Source organism: Rhodanobacteraceae bacterium, assembly GCA_016713135.1.
In the GTDB taxonomy this organism is placed as follows: domain Bacteria; phylum Pseudomonadota; class Gammaproteobacteria; order Xanthomonadales; family SZUA-5; genus JADKFD01.
Window position 1 is genome coordinate 35,863 of the sequence record JADJPR010000003.1, and the last position, 13,801, is coordinate 49,663.

13 protein-coding genes are annotated in these 13,801 nt (G+C 65.4%); all 13 read left to right on the top strand.

The features are described from left to right. The first annotated feature begins 74 nt into the window (after positions 1-74). The 13 genes from gspE to IPK27_04480 all read left to right on the top strand — a co-directional run bounded on the left by gspE (position 75) and on the right by IPK27_04480 (position 13,700). Positions 75-1,781 carry a type II secretion system ATPase GspE gene (gene gspE / locus IPK27_04420; GenBank protein MBK8066882.1) on the top strand — a complete coding sequence of 569 codons (1,707 nt, stop codon included), beginning with the start codon at positions 75-77 and terminating at the stop codon, positions 1,779-1,781. A gap of 212 nt (positions 1,782-1,993) precedes the next feature. After that, on the top strand, positions 1,994-3,208 hold the full coding sequence (locus tag IPK27_04425; protein ID MBK8066883.1) for a type II secretion system F family protein: 1,215 nt from the start codon (positions 1,994-1,996) through the stop codon (positions 3,206-3,208). A 12-nt stretch (positions 3,209-3,220) separates the two neighbouring features. After that, the gene (gene gspG / locus IPK27_04430; GenBank protein MBK8066884.1) at positions 3,221-3,649 is read left to right on the top strand and encodes a type II secretion system major pseudopilin GspG; all 429 of its coding nucleotides are present in this window, start codon (positions 3,221-3,223) and stop codon (positions 3,647-3,649) included. A gap of 209 nt (positions 3,650-3,858) precedes the next feature. Then, positions 3,859-4,284, top strand: a complete 426-nt coding sequence (locus IPK27_04435) for a GspH/FimT family pseudopilin (GenBank protein MBK8066885.1) — start codon at positions 3,859-3,861, stop codon at positions 4,282-4,284. A 107-nt stretch (positions 4,285-4,391) separates the two neighbouring features. After that, a complete protein-coding gene (locus IPK27_04440) occupies positions 4,392-4,868 on the top strand; it encodes a prepilin-type N-terminal cleavage/methylation domain-containing protein (GenBank protein MBK8066886.1) in 477 nt (158 codons plus the stop codon). Between the two features lie 29 nt (positions 4,869-4,897). Next, the gene (locus IPK27_04445; protein MBK8066887.1) at positions 4,898-5,626 is read left to right on the top strand and encodes a prepilin-type N-terminal cleavage/methylation domain-containing protein; all 729 of its coding nucleotides are present in this window, start codon (positions 4,898-4,900) and stop codon (positions 5,624-5,626) included. Positions 5,627-5,631: 5 nt separating this feature from the next. Then, entirely contained in the window at positions 5,632-6,531 is a 900-nt protein-coding gene (locus IPK27_04450; protein ID MBK8066888.1) for a general secretion pathway protein GspK, read from the top strand. Positions 6,532-6,589: 58 nt separating this feature from the next. After that, positions 6,590-7,720: a PilN domain-containing protein gene (locus IPK27_04455; protein ID MBK8066889.1), complete on the top strand. Its 1,131-nt coding sequence runs from the start codon at positions 6,590-6,592 to the stop codon at positions 7,718-7,720. Beyond that, entirely contained in the window at positions 7,689-8,297 is a 609-nt protein-coding gene (locus tag IPK27_04460) for a hypothetical protein (GenBank protein MBK8066890.1), read from the top strand. The genes IPK27_04455 and IPK27_04460 overlap by 32 nt, the downstream gene beginning before the upstream one ends. Then, the gene (locus IPK27_04465) at positions 8,294-9,025 is read left to right on the top strand and encodes a hypothetical protein (GenBank protein ID MBK8066891.1); all 732 of its coding nucleotides are present in this window, start codon (positions 8,294-8,296) and stop codon (positions 9,023-9,025) included. Before IPK27_04460 ends, IPK27_04465 begins: the two co-directional genes overlap by 4 nt. 11 nt (positions 9,026-9,036) lie before the next feature. Further along, positions 9,037-11,367: a type II secretion system secretin GspD gene (gspD, locus tag IPK27_04470; protein ID MBK8066892.1), complete on the top strand. Its 2,331-nt coding sequence runs from the start codon at positions 9,037-9,039 to the stop codon at positions 11,365-11,367. A 59-nt stretch (positions 11,368-11,426) separates the two neighbouring features. Further along, entirely contained in the window at positions 11,427-11,903 is a 477-nt protein-coding gene (locus tag IPK27_04475; protein ID MBK8066893.1) for a hypothetical protein, read from the top strand. A 138-nt stretch (positions 11,904-12,041) separates the two neighbouring features. Further along, entirely contained in the window at positions 12,042-13,700 is a 1,659-nt protein-coding gene (locus IPK27_04480) for a hypothetical protein (protein MBK8066894.1), read from the top strand. Positions 13,701-13,801: the final 101 nt, after the last annotated feature.

The window sequence follows — 13,801 nt, forward strand, 5'->3', positions numbered from 1 at the left end:
CAACGTTGTTGCCGCAGGGGCCCGCGCGCGTGAATGCCATCCTCGAAACTGAAGCCGGCGAACCGGCGGCGCCCGTGCTCCCGGCCAATCCGGAGCAACTGGACGAACGCATCTGCCAGTTCCTGGTGCGCAAGGGCCGGCTCAAGGAAGCCGACCTGGTGCGCGCGCGCCGGGTGCACGAGGAGCAGGAGGACGTCGGCCTGGTCTCGCTGCTGACGCGCCTGGGCCTGGCGTCCGAGCGCGACGTCGCCGAGGCGCTGAGCGAGCTGCTGGACCTGCCGCTGCTGTCGGCCAAGGATGCGCCCGAGGTGCCGCCAGCCGGCGTGCAGCTCTCGGTGCGCTTCCTCAAGCAGTTCCACATCGTGCCGATCGGCGAGAGCGAGACCAGCATCAAGCTGCTGGTGGCCGATCCGCAGGACACCTATGCGCACGACGCGGTGGCGCTGGCCACCGGCAAGGCCACCGAGAGCGTGGTCGGCCTGCGCACCGAGATCGACGATCTGATCGAGCGCTACTACGGCCAGGGCCGTTCGGCGATGGGCACCATCGTGGAGAACCTGGAAGGTGGCGAGGGCGGTGGCGAGGATGATGTCGAGCACCTGCGCGACCTCGCCTCCGAGGCGCCGGTGATCCGCCTGGTCAACCTGATCATGCAGCGCGCGGTCGAGCAGCGCGCCTCGGACATCCACATCGAGCCCTTCGAGAGCCGCCTGAAGGTGCGCTACCGCATCGACGGCGTGCTCCAGGAAGTGGAGTCGCCGCCGGCCAGCTCCACCGCCGCCGTGATCAGCCGCATCAAGATCATGGCCAAGCTCAACATCGCCGAGCGCCGGTTGCCGCAGGACGGCCGCATCATGCTGCGCGTGCAGGGCAAGGAACTGGACCTGCGCGTATCCACCGTGCCGACCAGCTACGGCGAAAGCGTGGTCATGCGTATTCTCGACCGCGAGAGCGTGGTGCTGGACTTCAAGGCGCTCGGTTTCACCGACGACTTCCTGCCCAAGTTCCTGAATGTGCTGGAGATGCCGCACGGCATCATGCTGGTCACCGGCCCCACCGGCTCGGGCAAGACCACCACGCTGTACACCGCGCTCAGCAAGATCAACACCCCCGAGGTGAAGATCATCACGGTCGAAGACCCGGTCGAATACCAGCTGGAAGGCGTCAACCAGATCCAGGTGAAGCCGCAGATCGGGCTCGATTTCGCCGGCGCGCTGCGCTCCATCGTGCGCCAGGATCCGGACATCATCATGATCGGCGAAATGCGCGACCTGGAAACCGCGAAGATCGCGATCCAGTCCGCGCTGACCGGCCACCTGGTGCTGTCCACGCTGCACACCAACAACGCCGCCGGCGCGGTGACCCGTTTGCTCGACATGGGCGTCGACGACTACCTGATGTGCTCGACCGTCAACGGTGTGCTGGCCCAGCGCCTGGTGCGCCGCCTCGACCGCGAGTCCAGCCAGCGCTACCAGGCGCTGCCCGAGGTGATCGCCGAGCACAAGCTGCGCAACTACACCCGCCACGACCCGATCTATCTGCATCGCCCGGTGCCGAGCGAGCGCAGCGCCACCGGTTACATCGGTCGCACCACGATCATGGAATTCCTGACCATGACCGACCCGATCCGCCGCCTGGTCATGCAGCACGCCGACCACGGCAAGATCGAGGCCCTCGCCCGCGAGGAAGGCATGCGCACGATGTACGAGGACGGCATCGCCAAGGCGCTGACCGGCCTCACCACCATCGAGGAAGTGCTGCGGGTGTGTCAGGAGACCTGAGTTGGCGGTGTTTCCTCATTGGGTGTGGCAAGCAGAGTGAAAGTGAAAAGTGAAAAGTGAAAAGTGAAAGGGCCGTCCTGGTGAACTTGCAAGCGACGAACGAGAGCCGGTTGGGAGCGGGCGGGTGTGGCCTCGCGATTTGGCCGCTTTTCCACTTTTCACTTTTTACTTTTCACTTTTCACCGCGTGCCTCGCGCCGGGAGGCACGCTAGATGCCCGCCTTCCGCTTCAAAGCCGTCGCCCCCAATGGCGAGGTGCTGCAGGGCCAGATGGAGGCCGCGAGCACCGACGAGGTGGTCGCCAAGCTGCATGAGCAGGGCAATTTGCCGCTGGAAGCGATTCCTGCCGATCAGGCGCAGGGCGTGGGCCTGGGCGCGTTGTTCCGTTCGACCGGCGTGTCGCAGGCGGACGTGGCCCAATTCACCCAACAGCTGGCGACGCTGGTCGGCGCCGGGTTGCCGCTGGACCGCTCGCTGCTGGTGCTCGCAGAGCTCGCCGAAACGGTCCGCCTGAAGCGTCTGGTCGACCGCATCCGCGACGAAGTGCGCGGTGGCGTCTCGCTGTCCGAGGCGCTGGAACGCCAGCACGGGGTGTTCTCGCGGCTGTACGTCAACATGGTGCGGGCTGGTGAGCTGGGCGGCACGCTCGATCACACGCTGTCGCGCCTGGCCCTGTACCTGGAGCGCAACCAGGAGCTGAAGTCGAGCGTGGTCTCGGCGCTGATCTATCCCTGCATCCTGCTGTTGCTGGCGGGTGGCGCGCTGATCTTCCTGCTGGTGTTCGTGATCCCGAACTTCATGCCGCTGTTCGAGCAACTCGGCGGCGAGCTGCCGTTGATCACCCAGATCGTGCTCGCCTTCGCCAACATGGTGCGCTATGGCTGGTGGGCCTTCCTGCTGGTGGCTGCCGGCATCGCGATCTTCTTCCAGCGCCAGTTCCGCGATCCGGTCACGCGCCTGGTGTGGGACACCCGGCTGCTGAACCTGAAGTGGGTGGGCGATCTGCTGACCAAGATCGACACCGCGCGTTTCGCGCGCACCGCCGGTACCCTGCTGAAGAACGGCGTGCCGCTGCTGTCGGCGATGTCGATCGCCAGGAACGTGCTCGGGAACTCGGCGCTCGGCGAGCAGGTCGAGACTGCCACCAAGGATGTGAAGACCGGCGGCGGCCTGGCGCACGCGCTGGCGGCCGGCAAGCGTTTCCCGCGGATGGCCTTGCAGATGATCGCGGTGGGCGAGGAAACCGGCCAGCTGGACGACATGCTGCTGCGCGCGGCCGACACCTACGACCGCGAAGTGCGGACCACGATCGACCGGTTGATGGCGGCCTTCGTGCCGGTGATGACCATTCTGCTGGCCGGTTTCATCGCCGTCATCGTGATCTCGATGGTGACCGCGATCCTGAGTTTGAACGAACTGGTGGGTTGACGAGGAAACGACATGAACAAGCGCCTGAACTTTCGCCCCGCGGCATCCAAGGGCTTTTCTTTGATCGAAATGCTGCTGGTGCTCGGCATCATCGCCTTCATCGCGACGATGCTGGCAACCAACATCTTCAGCAGCAAGGGCAAGGCCGACGTCAAGGCGGCCCAGGCTGGCGTGCGCAAGGTGGCCACGGCGGTCGACCAGTTCTACCTCGACGCCGGCACGTTGCCGACCAAGATCGAGGAACTGGTTACCCGTCCTGGGAACGCCGCCAACTGGGGCGGCCCCTACCTCAACGAATCGCAGATCAAGGATCCGTGGGGCACGGTCTATGTGATCAAGGTGCCGGGCGAGGGCGGCCAGCCCTACGCCGTGATCTCGCTCGGCGCCGACAAGTCGCCGGGCGGCAAGGACGCGGCGGCGGATATCGATAACAACCAGTGAGCCGGGACCGGAACTCGGGACTCGGAACTCGGGACGCGGCGATGCCGCGTCCCCTCGGTCGGGTTGTGGGTTGTGAGTTGGGGGTTGTGGGCAGAAAGAGCCCGCTCGAAGCGACCAAACGGCGATCTGGCCAGCTGTTGCTGCCCACAACCCACAACCCACAACCCACAACCTTACGCGGCCCCGCTCGCGGCTTCACTCTCCTCGAAATGATCGTCGTCCTGATGATCATCGCGATGATGGCGGGGCTGCTCGGCACCTCGATCGCCGGGCGGCTGGACAGTGTCAAGGTGGCCACCGCGGCGCGCGACCTGACCGCGGCGCTGCGCTACACCCGCAGCCAGGCAATCCTGCACCGCGAAGAGAAGTTCATCGAGGTCGACCTGGAAGCCAAGACCTACCTGGCGCCGGGCCGGCAGACAGTCGAACTTCCCCAGTCGATGGAACTCAAGCTGCTGACTGCGCGCTCCGAAGCCAGCAGCGCCAAGGTCGGGCGCATCCGCTTCTTCGCCGATGGCGGCTCCACCGGCGGCCGCGTGACCCTGATCTCCGGCGGCCGCCAGTGGAAAGTCAATGTCTCGTGGCTGACCGGCGAAATCGAACTGGATGACGGGCGGAAGGAGCGCAGGCCGTGAGGCGATTCCAGACCGGGGCGCGCGGTACGGTAAGCGGCGGTGTTGCTTCGCCGCGGCGTGGTTGTGGGTTGTGGGTTGTGGGTTGTGGGCGGCAACAGCCGGCCAGATTGCAGCGGTGTCGCGTCGAGCGCGCTTCTGCTGCCCACAACCCACAACCCACAACCCACAACCCGGCGCGCCCCAAGCGCGCCCGCGGCTTCACCCTGATCGAAGTCCTGGTCGCCTTCATCGTCTTCGTCGCGATCTTCGGCGCGGTGCTGGAGGCGCTCGGCATGGCGTTGCGCAACACCCGGCGCTCGGCTGAGGTCAGCGAGGCGGCGCTGTGGGCGCAGTCCAAGCTCGACGCGCTGGGCACCATCGACGAGCTGGAGGAAGGCAGCGAGACCGGCGAGTTCAACAAGCGCTACCGCTGGCAGCTGGACGTCACCAAGCAGGATGTCCCGCGCGAGGACGGCATGTCCGCCGACAGCTTCCCGGTCGAGCTTTACCGGGTGGAACTGGTGGTCTCCTGGGGCGATCGCAACCAGCGTCGCGAGCAGCATTTCGTGACCCTGAGATCGAAGCTCAAGGAGGGGCAGTTTTGAGCGGAGCGGTGAAAAGTGAAAGGTCAAGAGTGAAAAGTAGAGCCGGCTGGGCGCGCGCCGGCTCCTCTTTCACTTTTCACTTTTCACTTTTCACTGCTCCTCGTCGCCAGCGCGGCTTCACCCTGATCGAACTCCTCGTCGCCATGGCCCTGGTCGCGATGCTGATGACGCTGGTCTACGAGGGTCTGCGCGCCGGGCAGAAGGCGGCGGATACGGGGCAGGCCTTCATCGATCGCACCAACCGGCTCAGGATCACGCATGAGTTCGTGCGCCAGCAGGTGTCGCGGCTGATGCCGCTGGCGTACAAGCAGGACACGCGCGACGGCAAGTTGTTCATGTTCGAGGGCGATGCCGAGAAGATCCGCTTCGTCGGACCGATGCCGGGATACCTCGGCTACGGCGGCACCTATGTGCAGGAGCTCGAACTGATCCGCGATGGTCGCTATCGCTCGCTGGTGTTCCGCTACTGGCTGCACAACGGCTTCGACGAAAAGGAGATCGACGAATCCGCGCCGCCGATCCTGCTGCTGGCGGGAGTCCGCGACGGCGGCTTCCGCTTCAAGGGACTGAATCCCGAGGGCAAGGTCGGCGACTGGCGTGAGCGCTGGGAGGATTCGCAGCTGACGCCGCTGGCGATCCAACTGGAACTCGAGATGAGCGAAGAGAGCCGCATCGACTGGCCGCTGCTGGAGGTGGTCATGATGGTCGACGGCGGGGCCACGCGCGGCTTCAATGCCGGTTTCCTGCCGTCGGGATGAGCGCCATGCGATCGCGACAGAGAGGCATTGCACTGGTCCTGGTGTTGTGGGTTGCGGTGCTGATCACCGTGCTGCTCGCCAGCTTCTCCCTGAGCGCGCGGGTGGAGGCGCTGCAGGGGCGCAACCTGCTCGACAGCACGCGTGCCCGCTACGTGGCCGAGGCTGGCCTGCACCGCGCCGCCTATGAGCTGCGGGGAAACAACCCGGATACCCGCTGGGTCGCCGACGGGCGCGTCTACCCGATCGAGTTCGAGGGCGCAGAGATCGAGGTCGAGATCTACGACGAGACTGGCAAGGTGGATATCAATGTCGCCGAACCGATGCTGCTGGCCGCCTTGTTCGAACTCGGCGGTGCGGAAAAGGACGCCGCCGAGGCGCTGGCGGCTGCGGTGGTCGACTGGCGCGATCCGGACGACCTGGTCAATCTGAACGGTGCCGAGGCGAGTGAGTACAAGGGCGCCGGTCTGCCATACAAGCCGCGCAACGCGCCGTTCGAAACCGTGTCGGAATTGCAGCAGGTGCTCGGCATGAGCTTCGAACTGTACCGGGAACTTGAGCCGCTGCTGACCATCTACTCTGGCAGGGCGCAGCCGAATCCGGCCTTCGCCGCGCCGGAGGTGCTGCGGCTGATCCCCGGCATGACGCCGGACTCGGTTCAACTCTTCGTGCAGCAACGCGAACAGGCGCCCACCGGCCCCGGCGGGCAGGCGCAGTTGCCCCTGATGCTGCCGGACGGAACGCCGGTGGTGGCGCAGGGAGGGGGGCTTACGTACACTATCCGGTCCCGTGCGAAGCTCCCCGGCGGCGCGACTTCCAGTCTCGAAGCGACCGTGCGCCTGGGTGCGAGCATGGTCGCACGGCGGCCGTTCCGCATCGTCCGCTGGCGCGATGGCGAGTCGAAGTGATCCACGCGTCCAAAGTTGTCCCGGTTCCCCCGAAATTCAACGATCGATATCGCCATCCATGCTCGAACTGATCCAGAAGCCCCTGCGGCGCCTGAAACAGCGCTACGAGAAGAGCGGCTTCGCGCAGTTCCTCACGTGGTGGCGCGCCGAGTTGCTGGCGGCATTGCCGCCTGCCTGGCGCGACTGGCTGGCGGCCGAGCGCGCCGTGGTGACGCTGGCGCCGAAGGTCGATGGCTGGCACCTTCAGCGCGTCCGAACCGGGCGCATCGAGGCCGCGGCCGAGGCGGGCAACGATCGCGAGGAACTTGCGCAGCAGGCCGAACGCCTGCGGCCCGACCAGGAGCAACCGCCGCATCAGGTTCTGCTGTTGCCGCCCGAACGGACCTTGCGGCGGCGCCTGACCCTGCCGCTCGCGGCCGAGGAGCACCTGGCATCGGTGCTCGCTTTCGAGATGGACCGCCAGACCCCGTTCCGCGCCGACCAGATCTATTTCGACCACCGCATCCACAAGCGCGACCAGGCGGCGCGCACGATGTTGGTGGAACTGCTCGCAGTGCCGCGCCCGGTGCTGGACCAGTTGCTGCAGACCTTGGGCAACCTTCCGCTGGATGCTGCGGATGTCGCCAGCGGAGGGGTTCCCAGCGGTTTCAACCTGCTGCCAGCCGAACGTCGCGCGCGTCGCGTCGACAAGCGCCTGCGCCTGAACCTGATCCTCGCAGTGTCTGCGGCTGCGCTGCTGTGGCTGGTGATGTTCCAGTCGATGGCGTTGCGCGAGCAGGCCATCGAACGCCTGACCGAGGAAAAAGACCTGGCGCGCAATGCAGCCATGCAGAGTTCCGAGCTCAAGCGCCAGCTGCGCGACGCCATCGAGGGCGCCAACTTTCTGGCGAAGAAGAAATCCGAGCAGGCGGTGACGGTCGATGTGGTTGCCGAAGTCACGCGCCTGGTGCCGGACGACACCTGGCTGGAACGTTTGTCCTTCGTCGGCAACCAGCTGCAATTGCAAGGGCAGTCCGCGCGCGCCGACAAGCTGATCGGCATCCTGACCAAATCCGCCTGCCTGGAGAAGCCGCAGTTCCAGGGAATCATCCAGCCGGATGGCGCCACCGGAAAAGAGCGCTTCAACCTCGTCGCCGACCTCAAGACCGGAGTCTGTCATGGCACTGACACTGCTGCCGGCGCCCGGTAAGGGCAAGCCGGTTGCGATCGGGCTGGCGCTGATGGCGCTGGCGATCCTCTACCTGTTGTTGTTCCATGGCTTCATCACGCAGCACCTCGCCTACGCAGAGGAGATCAGCAGCCTGAAAGAGGCCGAGCTGGCCTTCCGCCAGGAGGCCGAGCTGCGTCCGGCCATCGAGCAGCGCCTGGCCGAGGTGCGCCAGTTCCAGGCCGGCGCGAACTACTTCCTGCCGGAAGACAGCTTTGACCTTGCCGCTGCCAACCTCAACAGCCAGCTCAAGCAGATCATCGCGGACAAGGCGCGCAATGCCACCCGCTGCCAGCTCATCAGCAGCCAGAACGAACGTCCGACGGCCCCGGAACCGTATCAGCGGGTGGTGGTCAAGGTACGCATGCGCTGCGACCTCGACGACCTGACCGAGATCCTCTACGAGCTGGAGAACGCCACCCCGTTCCTGTTCGTGACCGAGCTGAACCTGTACCAGCAGCAGATGTTCCAGGGCGGCATGCCGCAGCAGAACGTCGGCGACATGGACGCGCGTTTCGACGTCTACGGCTACATCCGCAAGCCCGGAGGCCAGGGATGAGGCGCGATCCTGGGCAATGGACGACGCTGATCCTGGGTGGCGCCTGCGGATTGTTCGCGCTGGTCGCACTGCTGCAGACCTTCGGAATTGGCTCCGGCTACCGGCTGCTTTCCGGCGAGGAAGCCAGGTTGGACGACGACCTGATGCAGCCGATGCAGCAGATCGAGTTCAAACTGCCGGACTTCACCAGCTACGTCGAGATTGCGCAGCGGCCACTGTTCAACAATGACCGCAAGCCGCGCGCGATCGACGATACTGCAACGGCAGTGGCCAGCGACGCGCCGCCGCCGGTCCCGCTCAATGCCACGCTGCTCGGCGTGCTGATCGAGCCCGAGCGCCAGGTGGCGATCCTGCGCGACAACACTTCCAGCGCCGTGATACGCGTACGTCAGGGCATGCCGCTGCCCGGCGACCTCGCTGGCTGGACCTTGCAGGAACTTGAACCGCGCAAGGCCGTCTTTGATGGTGGGCCGCAGCAGGGCACCGCGGAACTCAAGCTGGACATGTCGAAGACGCCGGTCGCCGCCGCGGCGCCGCCGCCTGGCATGGCGCCGCCGCCCGGTACGCCCGGCGCGCAGGTGCCGCCGGGTGGGCAGCCGCCAACCGCGGCCGCGCTGCCGGCCGACGAGGCCGCGCGCCAGGCAGAGGTGCAGAGGATCATCGAGCAGCGGCGCGCGCAGATGCGCGCCGAGGCCGAGAAAATGCAGCAGCAGCAAGGCAAGCAGTAAGGAGAGCTTGGGTGACGAATGGATTTCGACGAAGCGCACTGGCACTGATCTGCCTGGCCTTGCTTGGTTGTGCCGGAGGGCCGCTGGCGCGCCAGGACGCGCCCGAGCCAATCAGTGCCGATCAGCGCGAGCGGGTGCAGGCGGTTGCGCGCTCGATGGACGAAGACGCAGCAGAGGATCCGGACAAGCCGGATCCTGCCGCCGGCAATGGCAAACAGGACGAGGCCGCGGATGACGGCCGGGTGGTGCAGCCGGGCACCGGCGAACTGATCGACATGGAGGCCGCGCGCAAGTCGCCGCGCAAGCCACCGGAGCAGGGCAAGGCCAGCCTCAACTTTGCCGATATGCCGATCGCCGACGTGGTCAAGCTGATTCTCGGCGATCTGCTCGGCGAGAACTATGTGATCGCTGCCGGCGTCAGTGGCACCGTGACCTTTTCCACCGCACGTCCGGTCACGAATGAGCAGGCCTTCTCGATCCTCGAGATGCTGCTCTCGTGGAACAGCCTGGCGCTGGTGTACGTCGACGGCCAGTACTCGGTGGTGCCGGCGGCAAACGCGGTGCGCGGCAACCTGACGCCGCGCATCGGCGCTGCCGAGAAGGCGCGCGGCTACGAAGTGCGTGCGGTGCCGCTGGAGTTCATCGCACCCACCGAGATGGAAAAGTTGCTGCAACCCTACGCTCGCGAAGGTGCGATCCTGAAGGCCGACAATGCGCGCAGCATGATCGTGATCGCCGGCAGCCGCCGCGAACTCGAGAACTACATGTCGACCATCGAGGTCTTCGATGTCGACTGGATCAAGGGCATGTCGATCGGCCTGTTCCCGCTGGAGCAGGTGGAGGCCAAGACCCTCGGCCCGGAGCTCGACCAGATCTTCGGCGAAACCTCTGAGTCGCCGCTCGCCGGCATGTTCCGCTTCGTGCCGATCGAGCGCCTGAACGCGATCCTGGTCATCACCCCGCAGCGACGCTACCTGGAAGAGGTCGAGCGCTGGATCACACGGCTCGATCAGGGCGGAAACCAGCCGGGCGTGCGCCTGTACGTGTACGACGTGAAAAACGTCAAGGCGACCGATCTCGCCGATCGCCTGAACGATATCTTCGGCGGTGAAAGCAGCCGCGCGAACACCTCGTCCACGGCCGGCAGCGTGGCGCCGGGGCTGCAGCCAGTCGAACTGTCCTCGTCGACGGGCGGCAACCTCAACCTGAGCTCGCCCACCGGCGAGAAGCTCGGCGGCAATGAGAACAGCGGCAATTCGCCGGCGCCAGCGACGCCGCCCGGAAATGTGCCACGCACGGGAGTGCCTGCCGGCGGCACCGGCGCAAGCGTCGATGGCGGTCTGGCGATAGTCGAGGGCGAGGAAATCCGCATCACTGCGGTAGAAGAGAACAACCAGCTGATCATCCGTGCCACGCCGGGTCAGTACGAGGCCATCCGCGGCGCCATCCGCAAGCTCGATTCGGTGCCGCTGCAGGTCCACATCGAAGCGCGACTGCTGGATGTGTCACTCTCCAACGGCCTGCAGTTTGGCGTGCAGTGGTATTTCGAAAACGCCCTCGGCCGTCTGGTCCCGCCTGAGGTGCCGTCCGACGACGACACCGGCTCGGCGATCAAGCGCGCGATCACCGGTGACACCTTTGGCGAGATCACGAACGCAGGCACCAACTGGATTTTCGCCGGTCGCCGTGCGGGCGCCCTGGTTCAGATGCTGCAGAGCGAGGGCGATGTGCGGGTGCTGTCGGCGCCTTCGGTCCTGGTGCTCAACAATACCGAGGCCGCGATCAACGTCGGTCAGCAGATTCCGGTGGTCAGCAGTTCCTTTGTCAACCCGATCACCCAGCCCGGCGCCGGTTCGCTTGGCCAGAACCAGTTCCAGTTCCGCGACACCGGCATCATCCTCAACGTCAAGCCGCGCGTGAATCCGGGTGGCCTGGTGTTCATGGAGATCCAGGCGGAGCAGAGCACGCCAGGCCCCGCCAGCGCCGCATCCCAGTTCGGTGGCAATGTCCCGGTCGATCGCAAGACCATCGAGACCGAAGTGGCGGTCCAGAGCGGCGATACGGTCCTGCTCGGGGGCCTGATCCAGCAGAACGACAGCGAATCCACTGCTGGCGTGCCGGGGCTCAAGAACATCCCGATTCTCGGGCGCCTGTTCGGCAATACGACCAAGGACAACTCGCGCAAGGAACTGCTGGTTCTGATCACGCCTACCGTCATTCGCGGCGGCGGAGAGGACGCGCGCGAGTTGACCGAGGAATACAAGAAGCGCTTCCAGGGCCTCTCGCCGCTGATCCAGGACATGGAAGCGGCCGAGCGCGCGCGTCGCGAAATCGAGAACTGATGGCGGGCGCGCATCTGGCGCACCACCGAGTGGACACATCAAAGGTCAGGAGTCAAACCATGAGCAACACCCCACCACGCCAGTCTCTTGTGGCGGCGCGCTTCGGCATGATCGCCCTGTGCGTAATTGCGCTCGCGGCCTGCGGTACCGGGCCAACCCGCCGGGATGATTCCGCGGCCGCAACCCCGAAGTTGTCCCCGGAGGACGCCGTGAAGCTGCGAGCGACGCAGCGATGGGGTTACATGATCGAGCGTCGGTTCGACAAGGCATGGGAAATGCTCTCGCCCGGCTATCGCGAAGTGCAGCCCATGGACGCCTACGTCAGCACCATGAAGGATCGCCCGGTGCAGTGGACGCGGGTACATTTCCAGAAGGCAGAGTGCCAGCCTGAAGTCTGCAAGGTCGAGATCATGGTGAACGCGCAGTTCCAGATGCCGGTGATGCGTGTCGGGACCGTGGACGCCTTGAATGTGGTCACCGAATCGTGGATCCTCTCCGACGGCGAGTGGTATCTGGTTCCCAGTGCCGACCGTTGAACAGTTGTTGCATGCTGAACCAAGTTGTCTTAGCATCCATCGTGCTCTTGTCTAACCTTGCCGCAAAGAGGGGGCAACCCCCGAATCGGAGTGAGGTTGGCAGTAGGCGAAGCCCTGTAGTTGACTAGGAGTGTTGTAATGAAAAAGAACACCATGGCGACTGCCATCGTTGCCGGCCTCGCCGGCGTCGCTGGCGTCGCGAACATCTCGACCGCTGTTAACATCAATCCGGATGGTGTGGGTCAGGTCCTGATCTACCCGTACTACACCGTCAATGGTGGCAACACGACCGCCATCTCGGTTGTCAACACCACCGAGCACGGCAAGGCCGTCAAGGTCCGCTTCAAGGATGCGCGCAACTCTCGCGAAGTTCTTGACTTCAACCTGTACCTGTCCGGCTACGACGTGTGGACGGCTGGTATCTTCCAGCTGAGCGACACGGGTGCGGCGAACATCGTCGTCGGTTTTGGCGGCGTCGGCCCGAACGGTCAGGACTCCACCTGCACCGTGCCGAACCTGCTGGGCAATGGCATCTTCGTGATGCCGAGCCTGCCGGACGGCCGCGCGTACTTCCCGTTCCGCACGACGTTCTTCACGGACTTCAGCACTGCCGGTCTGAACACGGCCGCTGTGTCTCGTACTCGCGACGGCTACGTCGAGATGATCGAGATGGGCACGATCCTGAATGACACGTTCTTCGGCGAAATGCTGACGCACGGTCAGTCCCCGGGCACCGGCCCGTCCTTCCCGCCCCCGGGTTGCGACGTGCTTGAGCGCGCCTGGCTGGCTTCCGGCACGGGCGTGGGCACCGGCGTGTGGTTCAACAACTCCAACATCGACCTGTCGCCGCCGACCGGCGGCCTGTTCGGCGGCGCGGCGATCGTCGACGTGGCTGATGGCACGTACATCAACTACAACGCCGAAGCCATCGATGGCTTCTCCGCGGCCATCCTGCACACCAATCCGTCGACCCAGTTCCCGAACCTGGCCGATGCCAACAGCACGACCCCGGGCGTGGTCACCAGCTATGTGTTCGATCGTGGTCGTCTGATCACCTCGAACTGGCTGACCTCCAGCCGTCGTGGCGTTGACGCCGTGTCCGCGGTGCTGATGCGCGAAGCCGTGTTCAACGAGTATGACGTTGATCCGGCCCTGGGCTCGGCCAGCGAGTGGATCGTGACCTTCCCGACCCGTGACCAGTACGTCACCAGCTCGTCGGCCGCTCGCGCGCCGTTCACGCTGGGTTGGGCGGCTCCGCTGTCGGGTGTTTGCGAGCGCGTTTCCGGCCGCATCTACAACCGTGAGGAAGACACCTTCCGCATCTTCGACTTCTCGCCGCAGCTGGGCCAGACCCAGCTGTGCTGGGAAGCGAACCCGCTGTGGTTCACCCGCACCCCGGCCGCTGCCAACGCCTCGACGCCGATCTTCGGCGCCCCGGGTCTGTCTGGCTCCGTCCCGGCCCTGTGGGCTGGCGTGCCGACCTACCTGCAGCTGTTCGGCATCATCCAGAAGACGTTCAACAACGGCTGGTTCTGGCTGGGCTTCTACGACGAAAACGCGATCGACACGGCTGGCCGTCCGGCCCCGCTGCTCCGTCCGTCCCTCGACGAAACCGGTCACGCCACGGGCACGCAGCCGGACCGTTACTTTGGTCTCCCGGCCGTTGGCTTCTGGGCGCTGCGCGTCCTGAACGTCAACCAGGGCGCTGGCCTGCAGGCCTCCTACGGTGGCGCGTATCCGCACCGTGCGTCGCGCGCCTGCTTCAAGCAGTCCTTCGGTGCGACTCCTTGCGATTGATTTCGCTCTGAGTTGAACTGAGCTACACGATGTAAGAAAGGGGAAGGCGAAAGCCTTCCCCTTTTCTATTGGTGCGGCAGGGCGCCTGCTTGGGGGGGAGG

Bases quoted from the DNA above. Each gene is read 5' to 3' on its own strand.
- IPK27_04455 (MBK8066889.1), top strand. From the start codon at position 6,590: ATGCTCGAACTGATCCAGAAGCCCCTGCGGCGCCTGAAACAGCGCTAC.
- IPK27_04465 (MBK8066891.1), top strand. From the start codon at position 8,294: ATGAGGCGCGATCCTGGGCAATGGACGACGCTGATCCTGGGTGGCGCC.
- IPK27_04460 (MBK8066890.1), top strand. From the start codon at position 7,689: ATGGCACTGACACTGCTGCCGGCGCCCGGTAAGGGCAAGCCGGTTGCG.
- IPK27_04450 (MBK8066888.1), top strand. From the start codon at position 5,632: ATGCGATCGCGACAGAGAGGCATTGCACTGGTCCTGGTGTTGTGGGTT.
- IPK27_04435 (MBK8066885.1), top strand. From the start codon at position 3,859: ATGATCGTCGTCCTGATGATCATCGCGATGATGGCGGGGCTGCTCGGC.
- IPK27_04480 (MBK8066894.1), top strand. From the start codon at position 12,042: ATGAAAAAGAACACCATGGCGACTGCCATCGTTGCCGGCCTCGCCGGC.
- IPK27_04425 (MBK8066883.1), top strand. From the start codon at position 1,994: ATGCCCGCCTTCCGCTTCAAAGCCGTCGCCCCCAATGGCGAGGTGCTG.
- gspG (MBK8066884.1), top strand. From the start codon at position 3,221: ATGAACAAGCGCCTGAACTTTCGCCCCGCGGCATCCAAGGGCTTTTCT.
- IPK27_04475 (MBK8066893.1), top strand. From the start codon at position 11,427: ATGAGCAACACCCCACCACGCCAGTCTCTTGTGGCGGCGCGCTTCGGC.